Here is a 17,759-nt window from a genome sequence, read left to right as displayed (position 1 = left end):
CCGGAATTTGTGAAAAGTACCAGCACGAAGCTTGTCAAGAAACCGACCGAAACCCCCCTTAACCGGCAATACAACCAGATTAAAGTCAAATACCCCGGTGCCATCCTGCTTTTTCGCGTGGGGGATTTTTACGAAACTTTCGGCGAAGACGCCATCAAAGCCAGCCGGATTCTGGGCATTACGCTGACCAAACGGAACAACGGCGGAGCCAACGAAGACCTGGCCGGTTTTCCGCACCATTCGCTCGATACCTACCTGCCCAAACTGGTTCGGGCGGGTGAGCGCGTGGCGATCTGCGACCAGCTCGAAGACCCGGCCATGGCGAAAGGAATCGTCAAACGCGGGGTGACGGAACTGGTGACGCCCGGCGTTTCCTTCAACGACAACGTGCTGGATACGCGCCGGAACAACTACCTGGCTGCGGTTCACTTTGCCAAAGGCTCGGGCGCCGATGCCCAGTTTGGCGTGGCGTTTCTGGACATTTCGACCGGGGAATTTCTAACCTCGCAGGGCAATGCGGCTTATGCCGATAAACTCCTGCAAAGTTTTAATCCGTCCGAAATCCTGTTCTGTAAAAAATACCGCAAGGATTTTGTCGAACAGTTTGGCGATAAATTCAATACGTATACACTGGACGATTGGGCGTTTACCTACGACTTTGCCTATCCCTTGCTGACCCAGCATTTCCAGACGTCTTCCCTGAAAGGCTTCGGCGTCGAAGGGCTGACCGACGGCATTGTGGCCGCTGGCGTCATTTTGCATTACCTGAATGAAACCGAGCACAAAGATATCGACCACATTGCCCGGCTGACGCGGCTGGAAGAGGATAAATACGTTTGGCTTGACCGGTTTACGATTCGGAACCTGGAGCTGGTAGCGTCGCAACAGGATGGTGGAATTCCGCTGATTCAGATTCTGGATCAGACCGTTACGCCGATGGGTGCCCGGCTGCTGCGGAAGTGGCTGTTGTTGCCGTTGAAAGACAAACCGCTGATTGAAGAACGGCTCAATACCGTCGAACTCCTCAAAACCGGCCACGGCGATGCCGCACAGGGCGCCGATGGGCCGAGCCTGCGGGAGTCGCTGGAACTCCACCTGAAGCAGATCGGCGATCTGGAACGATTGATTTCCAAAGTGGCCGTTCGGCGGATTTCTCCCCGCGAAATGGTGCAACTGAAACGGTCCTTGTCGCACATTCTGCCCATTAAAGAATTGTTGATCACGGCGCTGGCGCAACAGCCGATGACGTCATCGATAAAAAAATACGCCGATCAACTCAATGCCTGTACGTTTCTGGTCGACAAAATTGAAGCGGAATTGCGCGATGAAGCGCCGGTGCTGAGCAACCAGGGCGGTATGATCAAAAGTGGCGTCAATGCCGACTTGGACGGTTTGCACGCCATTGCCTTTTCCGGGAAAGATTACCTCGTGCAGTTGCAAAACCGGGAGGTGCAGCGCACCGGTATTTCGTCGCTTAAAGTGGCTTATAATAAGGTGTTTGGGTATTATCTGGAAGTGTCGAACGCCCACAAATCCCGGGTTCCGGCGGAGTGGATTCGGAAGCAGACGCTGGTGAATGCCGAACGCTACATTACCCCGGAACTGAAAGAATACGAAGACAAAATTCTGAACGCCGAAGACCAGATTTTCAGCATCGAACAGCGGATGTTCAATGATCTGGTACTGGCGGCAGGCGAATATGTGAATCACATTCAGCAGAACGCCCGGGTGATTTCGGTGCTGGATGTGCTGGCGTCGTTTGCCCGCATTGCCGAGAAAAACCGTTATACCAAACCGACGATCACCAATTCGAAGGTTTTGCAGATCAAAGACGGACGACATCCGGTGATCGAACAGCAACTACCGCCCGGCGAACCGTATGTGCCGAATGACCTCTATCTAGACGACGAAACCCAGCAGATCATCATCATCACTGGTCCCAACATGGCCGGGAAATCGGCGCTCCTGCGCCAAACCGCTCTGATTGTGCTGATGGCGCAGACGGGCAGTTTCGTACCGGCATCGGAAGCGGAAATTGGCATTGTCGACAAGATTTTTACGCGAGTCGGGGCTTCCGACAACCTGTCGCGGGGCGAATCGACGTTTATGGTTGAGATGACCGAAACCGCCAGCATCCTGAACAACCTCAGCGAACGGAGTCTGGTGATCATGGACGAAATCGGGCGGGGAACCAGCACCTACGACGGTGTTTCCATTGCCTGGTCGATTGCCGAATACCTGCACAACCACCCGACCTACCGCGCGAAAACGTTGTTTGCCACCCACTACCACGAACTGAACGAACTGGCGACGGATTTACCCCGCATCAAAAACTTCAACGTGGCCGTCAAGGAAATGGGCAATAAAGTCATTTTCCTGCGGAAGCTGAAGGAGGGCGGGAGCGAGCACAGCTTCGGGATTCACGTGGCGCAGATGGCCGGGATGCCGACGGGCATTGTCAGCCGGGCCGGTGAAATTCTGCAACAATTGGAAAGCCAGCGGGAAGGTTCGGGCGATACCAAACGCGAAGCGTTGCGGGACTTGCCCCGGGCGAGTGACATCACGCTCAAGATTTTCGAAGCCGGTGATCCCAAAGCCGAAGCCATCAAGGAAAAACTGCGTAAGCTGGATATCAATACACTGACGCCGATCGAGGCCCTGCTGAAACTGAACGAGTTGTTGAAGATGATTGAATAAAACCGACCAAGTGTCAGCGGCACGACATGTTTGTAGTTAGAATAGTCACCTTGTGTTTTAAGTGTGCCTTAGGTACCAATCCTGATCGTTACGTACCTAAAGGCACGAGAGAAGAGTTGGCCTAGTGTCGTTGCTACAAACATTTCGTGCCTCTGGCACTTAATTGGTTCATTATCATTTGATAAAATCTAAACCTACACTACTAAAAGTTGTCTCTAATTTACTGCACATGCCGCGACGCCATTTGGTGTTTCGCCAGCATCTTTTTCAGTTCCTCCGACCAGCCCAGGTATTTTTCGCCGTCTTTCGTATCGTAACCATTGTTGATCAGGCCGTCGGCTTCTTCCATCGCCTGATCGGGCCGGTCGAGGAAATAGTTCAAAACCATCAGGTTATAAAAAGCCGAATACCGCATTTTCTGGTTGCGTTTGTCCGAGCCGGGGTATTTGGTTTTCAGCTCCTGAAAATAATCCAGCACCGGTTGCAGGTCGCGGGCGAGCTGGTCGATCGGTTGGGTGGCGGTCATCCGTTTCGACAATTCCTTCACCGCTTTGATGGCTTCCTGCTGAATCGGGTATTCGGGGTGGCTTTTGGAGTCCAGAATCCAGAGAAATTCCCGTGTTTGGGTCGGCACATAGCCGTACCAGCGATTAGCATCCTCATTCACCCGAACAAGTGCATCGGTCACGTATTTCGTAATCAGATCCGTCCGAATCGTTTGCTGGTTTTGCTCGATATACCGGCGCGCATCGGCCAGGTTTTTGTATTCGACGGTGGTAAATGACAATTCAGACGGAAAATAACCGCTGGTCGTGACGCTTTTTTCCGGCCCGGCTTGAGAGGCTGTTTGCAAAAACCGGTTGCTTTGCAACTCCTTTGCTTTCTCTTTTTCCTTCCGGCTCAGCGATTTTTCGTCGGTGCGCGCGCCGAGAACCTTGTAATTGCCGCTGAAACTATACCGAACGATCATGCTGTAATACGTGATTCGGTCGGTAACCTTCCCGTCTTTGTCTTTCTTTTCCTCGATGCGGGTTTTCGTTTCGCTTTTCTCAAACCGCACGTTCCCGAATTCCACCGTAATGCCGACCGCCGGGTTGTTCTCAACCCGTTGAAACCCGGATAAATTGATTTTTTCGTAGATCGCCGATTCCGGATAGGCCGAAGCGACCGAAGGCGAACTCAGGACCCGAACGCCAAACGTGCGGTTATCGGCGGGGGTGTGTTCTTTCGGGAGAATCAGATAACCGGCGTCGAAATAGAAGCGGTCGAGGTCAACCTTTTGGGCCTGAACCTGTGGAACGGCTGTGACAAAAAGCAGGGCTAAGAGCGAGTAAAGCGGTTTCATGTTCCAAAGGTAAGGGTTGCAAAAACTGAAACTTGTGAAGTATTTATCAAACGTACAAGAGTAGGGCTGAAATGATAAAAAAACGGATTGGATTGAAACTTATGCAACCAACATTTGACGCTAAATGCATTTCAATTAACTTCAAACCCGCAAGAGTAGCCCAATTTGAACGCATTCATCAAATCCTGACGTAACCCAATGAATCTCAAAACCCGCATTCAACTCTCTGTAATGATGTTTCTCCTGTTTTCGGTATGGGGAGCCTGGTACGGACAGATGAGCAAGTATCTTTTCACCCAATTGAACGCAACCGGCGATCAGGTCGGCAATGCGTATCTGGCTTTTTCGCTGGCGATGCTGGTGGCGCCGTTTTTTGTCGGCCTTATTGCCGACCGGTATTTTGCCGCCCAGAAAGTGTTGGGCGTTTTAAATCTGGCCGGTGCGGCCATTCTGTTTTTTCTGATTCAGGAGAAAGATCCGGATTCGTTTTTCTGGCAGATTCTAGCCTATTGTATCACGTTTGCCCCGGCCATGTCGCTGACCACCTCCATTGCCATGCAGCACATGAAAAATCCGGAAAAGGAATTTCCGGGCATTCGGGTGTTGGGAACCGTGGCCTGGATCGTCGTTACGAATATTGTGGGATTCCTGGGAATAGGCGATCAGGTAGCCATTTTCCAGATCGCTATGTACACTGCGCTGTTTTTTGGCTTGTTTTCCTTCACACTGCCGCATACGCCCCCCAAAGCTACTGCTAGCGCGTCTATTGGCCAGATTCTGGGCGTCGATGCTTTCAAAATGCTGAAAGACCGGTCTTTTGCCATTTTCTTTCTGTCGTCGGTTCTGATCTGTATTCCACTGTCGTTTTACTACGCGATGGCCAATCCGTCGGTGACCGATGCCTACAAGGCTGCCTTCCCGGGTGCCGATCCGAAAAGTTTTAATGTTGAGAATATCATGTCGCTGGGGCAGGCTTCCGAGTTTTTTTTCATGCTTCTGATTCCCCTGGCGTTCACTCGGCTGGGCGTTAAATACATGTTGGTGGTCGGTTTGGTGGCCTGGATTATTAGATTTCTATTGTTTGGGTACGGCGACGCTGGTTCGGGCGAGTGGATGTTCTACATTGCATTCGTTTTGCACGGTGTCTGCTACGATTTCTTCTTTGTAACCGGCCAGATATACACCGACAACAAAGCCGGAGAGCGCATCAAGTCCTCAGCGCAGGGCCTGATTACGCTGGCGACCTACGGAATCGGAATGGGCATTGGTTCCAAACTGGCAGGAATCGTAGCCGACCAATATACGGTCAATGGCAAAGTAGACTGGACCTCCGTCTGGCTGGTTCCGGCGGGCATTGCTGCGGTGGTGCTGGTGTTGTTCGTTCTGATGTTCAACGACCGGAAGAAAACCGTACCGGCTGAGGATGAACTGGTAACGGGCCCGTTGTAAGCTTCCCGTGTTAAAATTTTCAAAAGGATGCCGCTCCAGCGGTGTCCTTTTTGTGTTTTAGTGGAAATTAACGTTGTTTGAGGTATGGAAAAGTAGCGAATTGTCTTTTACGATGATCTGAACGATCCCTATGAAAAACAGCTAGCCGATGGGTTGAAAGACACTCCGGAGGAACGCTATGTGAAATTTTTCCACATGCAGGCCCGGTTGTGGGCATTGAAGGGATTTCCTAATTGGGAAAGGAAAATAATGATGAAGCCGCACTCATGGATTTAAAAAAGCAATTCTATCTCGTTTCCATATGTCTCCTGATTAGCACTTTCTCTCAAGCTCAGTTTGAGGGTAACGAATGTTTGGACAAGCATTATGCGAAAAGGGAAACGATCAACTGGATGTTGAAAAGCTATCGCGGAATTTAAAACTTTCAAAAGACGGAAACCATTGCCAGTGTTGGGGCGGGTTCAGGCGTTCGGGAAATCATTTATTCGATGATGGCCGATAGTCTAACCATTCATCTTCAGAACATTGACCCGGTTTGCCTTCAGCCCGAAACGCTTTCGTTAACCATCCGGCAGTTGTACCAAATCAGGGGGCAAACCTGTTCGGCGTTTTTTATTCCGGTTCGGGGGAGTGAGCAGGAAACCGGGTTGCCCAGCCGGTTCTTCGACAAAATCATCGTTGAAAACAGCCTCCATGAGTTTACCCGTTCCAATGAAATGCTGACCAGCATTCGGGGTAATTTGAAGAAAGACGGTTATCTATTTATTGGGGAGTTGATCGCCCGTCGAAAAGGCCAGAAGCACCCCGGATGCCGTCGACCGTTATTCACAGAAGAAGCCTTGCTGCAATTAGTGGATTCGGATGGGTTTCGATTCGTCGAAAAAACGGTTTTGGACCCGAACAATCCCTACGACCGGGTCTATCGGTTTGCGTTGAAGTAGAACCCTTTGGTCATTTTTCCACCAGCCTCAGCCATTCTTTGATCGCGGCCTGCAATGCAGCTGCTTTTGCGTCAATATCTTCCTGTGTCGTAAAAAAAACGATCCGTCGGCCGTCTTTATACGTGCCTTCGAGTAATCCGGAGGGGTCTGTAATTTTGGCTCCGCTGGGAAAAACCAGCATGATCTTTCCTTTGTGAAGATTAAAAACCGCCAGTTCCCGTTTGTATTCCTTCGGATCGAACGGCTTCATGTCGCCCGTGTAGTAAAAACTCGGGTGGTTCCACTTGATCCGTTCGCCAATGTCGGGGTCGGTGCTCAAAAAGAGCTGCCGGATGGACTCGACAAGTGGGCCCAGTTTCGGGTCGAGTTTTTGAATATGCTCCATTACCTGTTCCGAATCGGAAAGCTTCGGCGTTCGGGGGGCTGGTTTCTTTTTCGGTTTTGCTTCGGCGAGCTGCCGGTTTTCGGACACTCTGAATTTCACAATATCAGCAATCAGATCCAGCGGCAGGGGTTGGTCGATCGGAAACTGAACCGAACCTTTGGCTCCCTTATACACTGCCAGGCGTTCCTGAAAGGCTTCAATGCCGGATGGAGACGGATAAAAGCCAATGTGGTTTTTGTAGCCCGCAAAATGAACCAGATTACCCTTCAGCGTAAACGTCGGCATGCCATAGTTGATGGTCTCTTCGGCCTCGGGTGCGGCTTTCCGGATGGTTTCCCGAATCTGCTCGAGGAGTTCCCGCGTTTCGGCGGGAAAGTCGGCGATGTAGCGATCGATCGTGGTAGGCTTGTTCATACGCAGTGTTCACTGCACCAAATTTAGGCTAATTCGTGAAAGATACAACGCGCTCTAAAGCCCTTCGTGTTTCAGGGAAGTGGGTAAATCCGTCAGGGTTTTCAGGAAAGCCAGCAACGCGTTTTTTTCGGGTTTACTCAGGTTAATCCGGTCGGTAGGCAGGGTTTGGTTTTCGAGTTCAATGCCGAGTCCGTGACCACCTCCGCCGTCATAAAAATCAATTACTTCGTCCAGGTTCCGGAACGCCCCATTGTGCATATACGGCATCGTGGCCGTAGTGTTGCGAACGGTCGGGGTTTTGAAGGCGTACTTGAGCGAAGGCAATTTGGTCAGGGTATAACGGCCTAAATCGGGATCAATCTGCCGGGATTTGGGGTGAATCGGCACACCGATCACTTCGGATTCGGTTTTTGTGAAACCGGGTGGAATCGTTCCGTTGAAAAGCGGCATGAAATGGCAGATGCCGCATTGGGCTTTGCCCATAAACAGATTGAATCCGTTGATTTCTTCCAGACTCATTGCGGCCTTTTCGCCCCGCATGTAGCGGTCAAAGCGGGCATTCAGCCGTACCAGCGAGCGTTCGTAGGCCGACAGTGCGTTTTGAATCTGCACCGGGCTGATTCGGCCATCGGATTGATGAAATGCCTGCCGAAACCGCTTCACGTAATCGGAACTAACCTGCAATTTTCGGGCGGCAGAGTCGAGCGAACCGTGCATTTCGGTTACATTATGAACCACGTCGAGCGACTGGTTTTCAAGGGTTTGGGAACGCATGTCGTAAAACTGGCTGTTCTGCAAAGCCGCATTGATAATCGTCGGCGTATTTCGCAGCACCAGACCCGAGCCGGCCAGCGTTGTGTTTTTTGGTAAACCGTCGGTAAAGGCTTTGTCGGGCTGGTGACAACTGGCGCAGGAGCGGGTGTTGGTGGCTGACAAGATCGGGTCAGAAAACAGTTTTTCGCCCAGCAGCACCTTGGCATGGTTGGTGCGCATGTCGGCGTTGGGCGCCCAGAAATCGGCGTTGAACGCTCCCGGTTCAAACAAGGTGGCGGCATCGGCCCGCAAGGCGCGAATTTCCGTAAACGGTTGAATACCAATTTTTTTCTGATAAGCGAGCAGTTCCCGGGAAATCGGGTTGGCAAAGGTCAGGATGAAATGCGCCCGATCGAAGGCATCAAAATCGGGATGCGTGTTCAGGTACGTGGCTGCTGCCTGAAGGCGGTTTTTCAGTACATCGGAGGAGTCGGTGGCGGGATAAAACGCCAGGTACGACCGCAAACTAACCAGTGATGATGCCGCTTCAGGCATGGCGGTTCGGCAGAGGGGTGTGTCGAAACCGGCAATGCCCAGCGTCATGATCCGAAAAACCTGCAGCCGTAACGCATCGAAAACGTGGGCGTCAGTGAGTTCTGTGGCGGTCCAGACCGTTCGGATGCGGGCCAGTTGATTCCGCAGATTCCGAATTTGCCGAACCAGCTCCGGCTTTTCGGTGATGGTATCTTCCGCAAAGAGCAATTCTTCAATCACCTGAAAACCGGCCGGTTCGAAGGCTTTGGTTTCTTCCACCTCCACTTCATCCAGAGGGGTTCCGTTGATCAAACGGCTGGTTCCGGGCAGGTAATATTCCGTAAAATTCTCCAGCTTTTTAAACCGTTGTCGGCAATGGATGAAGGTCTGACGGAGGCTATCGACCGGAGCCGACGATTCCGCCAGCGGCAGCAGCCGACCCGCGATAAGCCGTTCCAGGGTATCCAGATCCTGCGTAAAGTGCTGGCGAACCTGGTCTGTGGGCAACTGGACGGGCCGCGATGATTTTTCAATCCAGCCGAATACAAGAAGACTGACCATAACCGCTCCGGCAAATAAACCGACTGTTTTTTTCATACCCGGAAAAGGAGAAATTGAAAAAACAACAACCCGCCTGTCGAATGGCAGGCGGGTTGTTGATGAATGAATCCTTATTTCTGTAAACCTTGCAGAATCACGACCTGACCGCCTTCTTTGTTCGTACTCAGTCCACTACCGTCCGGATTGGCGTAGCTGTCGCTTTGCCAGGTGTGCGGGTGCAGGTTGAGCAGGAAGGTGTTGGGAACACCGGTTAACTTCGAAACGTCATACATCGCTCCGTATTCCCAGGAGCTAAGCTGCTGGTTGTTCGCGGGGTTGAATTTGCTGTTGAATGTTGGGTCCGACCGGCGATGGTTCATTTCCAGAACCGCTTTCAGTTCCTTCGTGGCCATCGAGTATTGCCACACCCGCCCGTCGTGCTTGTTGTCGGCGTAATACGAATCGCCATCTTCCTGAATGTACACGTAGTTCTCCGTAACGCACAGGTTATCCGGGTTCACGATGTTGTTGCCCGGATCGACGCTTCCGTCGGCAATGACCTGAAGGGTGCCTTTCAGCGGATCATTTTCGTTCAGGTTTACTTTGTAGACCCGGCCCCACATGGTTTTGTCCGTTATCGGCGTTTTCTTGTCGGCCTGGCTGACCCCCGTTGCTGTAAAATAAAACTCCCGTCCACGCTCACCACCGCCCCCTTTGCGGTAGTCGACGTCTTCAACCCGGGCAAACTGAACGGCTTTTTTCTCCACTGATTGGGCCGCAATCTGCGCCCCGGTCGAGGCCGCCACGTTATCAACCTCCACAAATTCAATGTCATAAACGGTACCCGGAACCATGTCCGTTTCAACCGGATTCTGGTTCAGTCGGCGCAGAAAATAGAGCTTGCCGTTTTGCAAATCACCCACCGAATTGGACACATAAGCCAGTACCTGGCCGTTTGAATCGTCTTCGCCAATGATGATGACGGTTTTTCCGGGAAAAGCGTCTTTCGGCAGTGGTACGGCATTTTCCATACTGGCTTTTCCCAACGCGGGCAACACCCGGTTTTTATTCTTTTTGTCGGGCGAACCCAGCGGGTCAATGGCATGGACCATCGACTCGGCTCCGCTTTCACCGGCGGTCAGAAACAGCGGGCCGAAACCGTGTTCTTCCGGCGTGGTCATCGTGGCCGAACACAACCGCCACTGACCCCCTTCATAATCGACGATGTATTCGCCTTTGACCGGTTTGAAGGTTTTGTCGAGATACACCCGCGAAACCGACTGGTGGATTTCGTGATTGTTGATCAGGATGAAACCTTCGCCGTTGGGGTTTTTCAATAAACCGGCTCCGTCGGGCTGGGCACCGAAAACAAAGTTGGGTGATTCGTCCAGTTTGTCATCGCTGCTGATGAGCGGGAAAACCGAAAGACTTTCAAAACCGGGAAGTGTTTTGACCAGCGAAGGGTTAACGGACCGGGTTTTCAGTTGAACCGCCGACGTGTCGGGGGTTTGATGGTCTTGCAGGGTACAGCTTGTCACAACCAAACCGGTTGCGAACAGAAGGGGAGAAATTCTCATGGATAAGAAGCTATTGTGACGTAAAATTGATCCTGCAAAGAAGCCAATCGCATTTTACCTCAGTTTTAAGGAAAGATGATGACTGGAAGAAATGAAGATCTGTCGAATTAACACAAAGACAACCGCTTCTAGGGGTGATCATTCCCCGCAACCCGGTATTGAAGATGCCGGACCTGCGACTGAAATTCGGCCAGGTGTTGAGAAAGCAAACGAACCGATGCTTTTCGGTGCAGTAGCTGCCGGAATTGCTGGCATTGATCCAGCAGCAGGGGCTGGATCACCGACGAGTGGGGGGCTAACACGGTTTCGCGGGACGACGACAGGAGGGCAACTTCCTGGGCCTGTTGCCGGAGTTGTTCGGTCAGCGCCAGCAATACGGTTTCCGATTCCCCGCTCATTACCGCCAGCCGGAGCTGGTTTACTGAAGAGTCGAGGGAGGTAATGGATTGGAGATGAAGCTGTTGAAACTCCTGATCGATTCGGTTGGTTGGCATGGGTTCATTCGCCGGAGTGGCCAACCGGGAGAAACGCCAGGCTCCCCATCCGGCCAGACTCATGAGCAGGAACAGCCAGAATGCCTGGTTGAGTCGTCGGAGCAGCAGTTCACGCAGAGATTGAGTCACGCAGCGGGTTTCGGAATGGTTGCGTAAAGATGCAACTCGAAGATGATCCCAGCGTAAAGGAAATGTGACCGGTTTGCGAAGTTTTTAGCTAAAAAAACAGTCCGGAAGAAGTTGCTTCCGGACTGTTTTTTAATTACTGAATGGCTGCTGCGGGTTTTGCTTTTTTCGTTTTCTTGGCCTTGAGCTTCTTTTTCTCTTCTTTTTTTGTCACTTTGATCAGTTTGGCGGCCAGCTTCTTCGCCGATTGCTGAATCATCTTTTTGACCTTCTTCGATTGTTCACCAATTTCGGCCAGTTTTGATTCGACAGAAGTTGAAATATCGGAAGCCAGTGCCTTCTTTTGGGCCTTCATACAACGTGTTGGTTTGATGGTATTCCTGGGAATAAAAAAATCTACAAACAAATACAAAAAAATAGCCGGAAACAAAAGCCCAATGTTAAGTTTCTGTTAAGGTTTCAAGTCTATTTTTCAGAAACCGCCGTGACTGCAACCACCTTAAAAACCGTGTTGGCAGTAAACGTCCGGCCGTAGGCATCTCTGGCACGCACTTCAATGGTGTGTTCGCCAGCGGGCAGATCACCGCCCAGTTTAGCCTTCCACAAATGCGTCGACAGAATGGGCGCAGAAGGTTTCGTTCCGCCCAATGGCTGTTCGGCAGAATCATACCGGTACCGAACGCCGAGCAATCCGGGATCGGCTTCCTCCACGCGGATCATCGGTTTCCAGGCACCCTGTCCGATTCGGTATTCCAGCGAATCGTGCTTGCTGCCCTGGAAGAAGTTGGCATACAGATCATTACGGCCCACCTGACCCTTAGCAATCGCTTTCGGTGCATACAAACCAATCTTGTAGGTTTCGGGCTGTCCCGCAATCCGGTAGTCGAACGAATACTGATTGCCGTTGAAAGTCAGAAACATATAACCCTTGGGTGTTCCGTCGCGCATGGTTGAAACCGGTACGCCCTGCGCGTTGTTTTCGCCGGAATACCAGTCGCCGGAAGTCGTGCCAACGTTGTATTCGTGGTGCGGATTGACCCGGTCCAGCCCGGCCTCCTTGCCGTAAAAGAAGTGCTGCTGAATGTGCGTATGAGCCGAGAGCGACAACGTATGCGGGAAGTCTTTGAGCGCATTGAACAAACGCTGGCGGTCGGCTTTCCGAAACGTTTCTCCAGCGCCCTCGCTGGACAGCGGAATGTGATGGCACAAAACCACCAGATGATCTTTCGGTACGTGTTTCAAGTCGTTTTCGACAAATGCCAGTTGATCGGGGCGCAAACCGCCCTGGTAGCCATTCTGATCGCGCGGATCGGGATAGAGAATGTCATCCAGAACGATGAAATGGACTTTCCCCTGCGTCAATGCGTAGGTATTGGGGCCGTACATGGCTTCGAAACTTTCGTCCGACAGACTATCCGATTTGACATCGTAGTTCATATCGTGATTGCCCATGACCTGAAACCACGGCAGATCGAGTTTGCGAATGACGGTATTGTAGGCACCGAACAAGGCCGGATTGTCGCCCACCAGATCGCCCAGGCTGATGCCAAAGCGGAAATTGCCGGTTTTTCCCTGCAGTTCGGAAACCACCCCCCGGTCGAAATGGGCAATCTGCTCGGGAGTATACGCTTGTGGATCGCCGAAAACCAGAATCTGGTATTGATCCGGTTCGTCCTGTTTGGTGAGCGCGAAATCGACGGATTTGGGCAACGGGCCGGTGGGCGCAACGCCCGGAAATTTCAGTTGCGGGGATCCGTTCGGTTTGTGCCGGTAAAAGAACTGGGGTAAATTCTGCGCGTTGACGGGCAGTTTGTAGCCTGTCGGCTTGATCACAAAAAGAATATGATCCAGCCCGACCGGCAGTTGGTACTGACCCTTGGCATCCGTTAGCACCACCTCGCGGCCATTGGAAACCGGAACCTGCGCCAGCCCTGCTTCGGTGCGGTCTTTTTTGCCGTTCTGGTTGCGGTCTTCAAAAACAAAACCCTGGGCAGTATGTTGGGCCTGAGCCAGCACCGAAAGCGTGAGCAAGGTGCCGGACAGCAGCCCGCGAAGTGATAGAATGGAAAATATCATGTGTGAAGGTAGAGTGATTTAGTGATTCAATGTAATCATTTTGTGGTGAAAATGCTGCCATTCCCAGCCGCAGACAGGGTCTTCGACCGCTGTCTGGGCTTTCGGTTGGAGCTTTCCGGGTTGACCGCCCGGTTTAAAGCCGCCAGAAATAAATAGTACCCACGGCCATACCAGGCCCGGAACTGTTGGCTGGCGTCGGCATCGTAGTGGGGTATAAAAGCAAGCAAACGGCTTAGGTCGAAGGAATTGGAAGCAACGCCAACCCCGGCCCGCTGACCATCCAGCGCATTGCAGGCCTGTTCGAAATGGTTGGGTTGGGGAATCATCAGGACGGGTTTTCCCAGGTAAAAGGCTTCGCAAACGGCCTCAAAACCGGCCGTAGTCACCACGGCTCGGCAGTCCTGCATGGCTTCCAGAAACCGTTGGCTGTGGATGGCGTGGTAGGTGAGGGTTGCGTCGATCCGCTCTTCTGCCGCCTGTGTTCCCGCATGATAACAACGCATGGGCAGATCCGGGTGTTGCTGATGGGCCTTCACCAGTTGGGACACCAAACCGGGATGGGTGGTGTAGGCCAGCAAAAAATCGCCGGATGTCGGATTGCGTTCGGTGGCTTCCCGACGCAGCAGGGGTGGAACCACGCGCACCCGGCTACCGGGTATGTCGGGCTGCTGATCGAAAGATAACGCCAGCAATTCCCGGGCACCCCAGGCCGTGAGCCGGGAGGTGAGTTTGAACAGCAGCCGGTCCAGAAGCTGACCTTTCGGAAATGGAAAACGGGGATGAAAAGCCAGATACTGGTGGGCCACGCAAAGCATCGGAACCGTCGGACGGTAAAAACCGTAGGTCAGTCCGCCCAGCAGTTCATAAAAATTAATGACCAAATCCGGTTTCAGGGTTTCAATCGCATCCCGAATCTGACGCATACTGCGCCGGTAGGTTCGGGCGTTTAAAACCGCTTTTAGCGCCGTTCTGGAAGGTTGCAGGGCATTGGTCCGGGTGTGGTAGACCAGTCCCGGACTTGGCAGGGGTGTGATCGGAGCCGGGAATTGCTCGCTGAAAAAGGAAGGGGTCGGGCGGTTTTGGGTAACACCCACCAGCGCACCAACTACCTCATGACCAGCGGTTTCGACCAACTGAGCAAACGAAAGAGCCTGCGTCAGGTGGCCGCGACCTTCGCCCTGTACCAGAAACAATAATCGCATGAAAGTAATTGTACGGTTTTCGGAAGCGAAGCTACATTGACAGGGTTACATGAATTTTACGGTCCGGTTATCAATGCGTGCGTATCCGGCGGTTTTTTACGGTTTTCTTAACACTTTCTTAACAGGCCGGAGGGGTCGATGCCGCCCGAAACCCCTTACCTTTCCGCGTTCAACTTAGTCTTTTACATCGGTTGCATCCTTCATCACCATCCTTTTCCCGTCAGGATTTCGGGGCCGACTTTGTCTGGGGAGCGGCCACAGCCGCCTATCAGATCGAAGGCGCTCACCAGACCGACGGACGCGGGCCTTCCATCTGGGACACGTTCACGCACGACAAACGCTGGGGGCGGTTGCGGGACCACGGCGACGTGGCCTGCGAGTTTTACCACCGCTACGAAACCGATCTGGCTTTGTTAAAAAGTCTGGGTTTCAAGGCTTTCCGCTTCTCCCTGTCGTGGTCGCGGATCATGCCCGACGGAACGGGCCGCGTCAACGAACGGGGGCTGGCTTTTTACAACCGCCTGATCGACACCTGTCTGGCGATGGGCATTGAACCCTGGGTTACGCTCTACCACTGGGATTTGCCCCACGCACTCGAAGCCAAAGGCGGCTGGACCAACCGCGCGGTCATTCGCTGGTTTTCCGAATTTGTCGATTGCTGCACCAAAGCCTTCGGCCATAAGGTCAAAAACTGGATGGTGCTGAACGAGCCGCTGGTGTTTACGGCGGGCGGTTATTTTGCCGGTATTCACGCGCCGGGTCGGCGGGGGCTATGGAATTTTCTGCCGGCGGTTCACCACGCCGTGATCTGTCAGGGCGAGGGCGGGCGGATCATCCGCCGGAACGTGCCCCACGCCCGAATTGGCACCACGCTTTTCTGCGCCCCGGTCGAACCCCACACGCAGCAGGTGCGGGATGTTCGGGCAGCCGCCCGGATCGACGCGCTGGGCAACCGGCTGTTCATCGAACCGAGTCTGGGGCTGGGCTATCCGGTTCGGGAAGCGCCCTTGCTCAAACAGATCATGACCAAATATGCCAACCTCGGCGACCTGCAACGGGCCACTTTCGATTTCGATTTTATCGGCCTGCAAAACTACTTCCGGCTGGTGGTGCGCCACGACTGGTTGACGCCGTATTTTTGGGCGCGGGAGGTGAAACCCCACCGGCGGCAGGTGACGGAGACCACCGACATGGCGTGGGAGGTGTATCCGAAGGGAATTTATCAGGTGATCCGGCAGTTTTCGGCCTACGAAAAAGTCAACGAAATCATCATCACCGAGAACGGGGCGGCATTTCCGGATCGGTTGGAGAACGGCGTGGTCAACGATCCGCAGCGTTTGGCGTTCTACCAGGCCTACCTTCGGGAAGTGTTGCGCGCCAAACAGGAGGGCTTCAAGGTTGGCGGTTATTTTGCGTGGTCGCTGATGGACAATTTTGAATGGGCCGAAGGTTACCGCCCCCGCTTCGGACTGGTCTACGTCGACTATCCCACCCAGCAGCGAATTGTGAAACAATCGGGACACTGGTTTCGGGATTTTTTGACCCGATAAACGTCAACGCCTGCCATGTGTTGGCGGTTTTTGTTTCAGGCAACAAGTTGTTGTTTTAGTGCAGCTTGTGACCCGATGCGATAGCCGTTTGTGTAAATAAATTCGGATCGTAGTGGAAAATAGAAATTTGGGTAGTAATTTTCCACGTCGTAAAATTTACAATTTAACAGGTCAGGGATTACGCCCTTCAATAAATCTTCAATCATTAATCCAATTTGTTTGTTAGTATAGAAGCCCCTAGTTACTCCCGATCCATCCCGCCTGCCAGATGTCAGGCAGTCTGGTGCGGTCGTACTTCCAAGAACCGGCCTTTGTCTGGCTCGCAGAAAATTTGAGGAACCCGGTCGGCTTGTCAACTGATTTGAATTGATGCAAACACCCGTAAAATTTACCAATACCGGTCGGTCGCAGTTCTTTGCCACCGCTCGTCGCCGAGTTGATGCCTATTTTAAGGAAAACGGTATTTCGCCCAATGCCAACTTCGCCATGTGGTTTAAAACCATCTTTTTCTTAGGCGGTTATGGACTCCTGTATGGCCTGATCATTTCCAACCTGTTCAGCGCCTGGACCATGCTGGGGCTGGCCGTTTTGTTGGGCATTTTTGCCGCATTTATTGGCTTCAATGTATCGCACGACGCGATGCACGGTGCGTTTTCGTCCCGAAACTGGCTCAATAAAATACTAAGCAGTAGTTTTTACTTCATCGGGGCCAATCCGTACGTCTGGAAAATTTCCCATAACATTGTTCATCATACCTACACCAATATTTTTGGACACGACGAAGATATCGACGTGGCACCGGGTCTGATTCGGCTGGAAGACGGCGAACGCTACCGGCCGTGGCAACGCTACCAGCATCTGTATGCCCTGCCGCTGTATTCGCTGACGTCGCTTTCCTGGGTTTTTCGGAAAGATTTTGTGAAATTTTTCCAGAAAAAAATCGGACAGCACGCCAATCCGCGCCATCCCCGGCATGAATACATCACCTTGTTTGCTACCAAAGCGGCCTACTATTTCTGCTTTCTGGTGCTTCCTTACCTGGTTCTGGATCTGGCCTGGTGGCAGGTTGCGCTGGGGTTTGTCGTCATGCATCTGGTGGAGGGGGCCTTGATCGCCATCGTTTTTCAGATGGCGCATTTGGTCGAGGGAACGTCATTTCCGGTTCCGGTCAACGGCATGAGCATTCAGGAAGCCTGGGCGGTTCATCAGTTGCGCACGACCGCTAATTTTGCCCCCCGGAGCAAGACGGCCGCTTTCTTCTGCGGTGGCCTAAACCGCCAGATCGAACACCATCTGTTTCCCAAAGTCTGCCATATTCACTACCCGGCCATCACGGAAATTGTGAAAAAAACCGCCGAAGAATTTGAGTTGCCCTACCTGGAAAATCCCACGTTTTTCTCCGCGCTGCATTCCCACTACCGCATCCTGAAACGACAGGGACGGCAGGAACTGGCCGAAGCGGCTTGATAACTCATATAAGCACCTGTTTAGGATTTAAAATAGGGCAAAAATGAAGGGAATAATAAATGTAAAATGATGAATGCCAAATGTAAAAGCAGCTCTCAATCCAGCACTTTTACATTTAGCATTCATCATTTTACATTTATTATTCTTTGCAATTCCGAACAACTTCTAAGCGAAAAGGCCACTCGCTAGGCGGCCAGGAAACTCAACGT

13 protein-coding genes are annotated in these 17,759 nt (G+C 52.3%); 5 read left to right on the top strand and 8 right to left on the bottom strand.

All coding sequences use genetic code 11. The annotated features are described in order from the left end of the window. Positions 1–9: 9 nt before the first annotated feature. Positions 10–2,697 (top strand): DNA mismatch repair protein MutS, encoded by a 2,688-nt coding sequence (gene mutS / locus F0P93_RS06710; RefSeq protein WP_150875562.1) that lies wholly within the window; start codon positions 10–12, stop codon positions 2,695–2,697. A 220-nt stretch (positions 2,698–2,917) separates the two neighbouring features. Here mutS and F0P93_RS06705 read toward each other — a convergent pair whose 3' ends face one another. Beyond that, positions 2,918–4,042 (bottom strand): hypothetical protein, encoded by a 1,125-nt coding sequence (locus F0P93_RS06705; protein WP_225309387.1) that lies wholly within the window; start codon positions 4,040–4,042, stop codon positions 2,918–2,920. Between the two features lie 198 nt (positions 4,043–4,240). Between F0P93_RS06705 and F0P93_RS06700 the strand changes: the two genes are divergently transcribed. Together F0P93_RS06700 and F0P93_RS06695 are read left to right on the top strand one after the other, a co-directional pair. After that, entirely contained in the window at positions 4,241–5,491 is a 1,251-nt protein-coding gene (locus tag F0P93_RS06700; protein WP_150875561.1) for an MFS transporter, read from the top strand. Between the two features lie 491 nt (positions 5,492–5,982). Beyond that, positions 5,983–6,432 (top strand): hypothetical protein, encoded by a 450-nt coding sequence (locus tag F0P93_RS06695; RefSeq protein WP_191908743.1) that lies wholly within the window; start codon positions 5,983–5,985, stop codon positions 6,430–6,432. Between the two features lie 10 nt (positions 6,433–6,442). Here F0P93_RS06695 and F0P93_RS31960 read toward each other — a convergent pair whose 3' ends face one another. From F0P93_RS31960 to F0P93_RS06660, 7 genes are all read right to left on the bottom strand, one after another. Then, positions 6,443–7,231, bottom strand: coding sequence for a DUF1801 domain-containing protein (locus tag F0P93_RS31960; RefSeq protein ID WP_150875559.1), 789 nt, complete (start codon positions 7,229–7,231; stop codon positions 6,443–6,445). A 54-nt stretch (positions 7,232–7,285) separates the two neighbouring features. Further along, positions 7,286–9,115, bottom strand: coding sequence for a cytochrome-c peroxidase (locus tag F0P93_RS06685; protein ID WP_225309386.1), 1,830 nt, complete (start codon positions 9,113–9,115; stop codon positions 7,286–7,288). Positions 9,116–9,189: 74 nt separating this feature from the next. Continuing rightward, a complete protein-coding gene (locus F0P93_RS06680; RefSeq protein WP_225309385.1) occupies positions 9,190–10,635 on the bottom strand; it encodes a PhoX family protein in 1,446 nt (481 codons plus the stop codon). Positions 10,636–10,763: 128 nt separating this feature from the next. Continuing rightward, complete coding sequence (locus F0P93_RS06675) at positions 10,764–11,258, bottom strand: hypothetical protein (RefSeq protein WP_150875557.1); 495 nt, start codon at positions 11,256–11,258, stop codon at positions 10,764–10,766. A 133-nt stretch (positions 11,259–11,391) separates the two neighbouring features. Next, the gene (locus F0P93_RS06670) at positions 11,392–11,610 is read right to left on the bottom strand and encodes a hypothetical protein (protein WP_150875556.1); all 219 of its coding nucleotides are present in this window, start codon (positions 11,608–11,610) and stop codon (positions 11,392–11,394) included. A 110-nt stretch (positions 11,611–11,720) separates the two neighbouring features. Continuing rightward, positions 11,721–13,331: a calcineurin-like phosphoesterase C-terminal domain-containing protein gene (locus F0P93_RS06665; protein ID WP_150875555.1), complete on the bottom strand. Its 1,611-nt coding sequence runs from the start codon at positions 13,329–13,331 to the stop codon at positions 11,721–11,723. A gap of 35 nt (positions 13,332–13,366) precedes the next feature. Then, the gene (locus F0P93_RS06660) at positions 13,367–14,533 is read right to left on the bottom strand and encodes a glycosyltransferase family protein (RefSeq protein WP_150875554.1); all 1,167 of its coding nucleotides are present in this window, start codon (positions 14,531–14,533) and stop codon (positions 13,367–13,369) included. Positions 14,534–14,724: 191 nt separating this feature from the next. Between F0P93_RS06660 and F0P93_RS06655 the strand changes: the two genes are divergently transcribed. Both F0P93_RS06655 and F0P93_RS06650 read left to right on the top strand, forming a co-directional pair. Beyond that, a complete protein-coding gene (locus F0P93_RS06655; RefSeq protein WP_150875553.1) occupies positions 14,725–16,083 on the top strand; it encodes a GH1 family beta-glucosidase in 1,359 nt (452 codons plus the stop codon). A 369-nt stretch (positions 16,084–16,452) separates the two neighbouring features. Then, positions 16,453–17,550 carry a fatty acid desaturase family protein gene (locus tag F0P93_RS06650; RefSeq protein ID WP_138990849.1) on the top strand — a complete coding sequence of 366 codons (1,098 nt, stop codon included), beginning with the start codon at positions 16,453–16,455 and terminating at the stop codon, positions 17,548–17,550. Positions 17,551–17,759 lie beyond the last annotated feature (209 nt).

The sequence above is a fragment of the Larkinella humicola genome, assembly GCF_008727875.1.
GTDB classification, from domain to species: domain Bacteria; phylum Bacteroidota; class Bacteroidia; order Cytophagales; family Spirosomataceae; genus Larkinella; species Larkinella humicola.
This window is presented reverse-complemented; position numbering and strand designations above follow the sequence as displayed.

What these genes read in the sequence shown, in the direction of transcription:
- F0P93_RS06705 (WP_225309387.1), bottom strand. Translation starts at nt 4,042, where the DNA reads ATGAAACCGCTTTACTCGCTCTTAGCCCTGCTTTTTGTCACAGCCGTT.
- F0P93_RS06665 (WP_150875555.1), bottom strand. Translation starts at nt 13,331, where the DNA reads ATGATATTTTCCATTCTATCACTTCGCGGGCTGCTGTCCGGCACCTTG.
- F0P93_RS06650 (WP_138990849.1), top strand. Translation starts at nt 16,453, where the DNA reads ATGCAAACACCCGTAAAATTTACCAATACCGGTCGGTCGCAGTTCTTT.
- F0P93_RS06685 (WP_225309386.1), bottom strand. Translation starts at nt 9,115, where the DNA reads ATGAAAAAAACAGTCGGTTTATTTGCCGGAGCGGTTATGGTCAGTCTT.
- F0P93_RS31960 (WP_150875559.1), bottom strand. Translation starts at nt 7,231, where the DNA reads ATGAACAAGCCTACCACGATCGATCGCTACATCGCCGACTTTCCCGCC.
- F0P93_RS06680 (WP_225309385.1), bottom strand. Translation starts at nt 10,635, where the DNA reads ATGAGAATTTCTCCCCTTCTGTTCGCAACCGGTTTGGTTGTGACAAGC.
- F0P93_RS06695 (WP_191908743.1), top strand. Translation starts at nt 5,983, where the DNA reads ATGGCCGATAGTCTAACCATTCATCTTCAGAACATTGACCCGGTTTGC.
- F0P93_RS06670 (WP_150875556.1), bottom strand. Translation starts at nt 11,610, where the DNA reads ATGAAGGCCCAAAAGAAGGCACTGGCTTCCGATATTTCAACTTCTGTC.
- F0P93_RS06660 (WP_150875554.1), bottom strand. Translation starts at nt 14,533, where the DNA reads ATGCGATTATTGTTTCTGGTACAGGGCGAAGGTCGCGGCCACCTGACG.
- F0P93_RS06700 (WP_150875561.1), top strand. Translation starts at nt 4,241, where the DNA reads ATGAATCTCAAAACCCGCATTCAACTCTCTGTAATGATGTTTCTCCTG.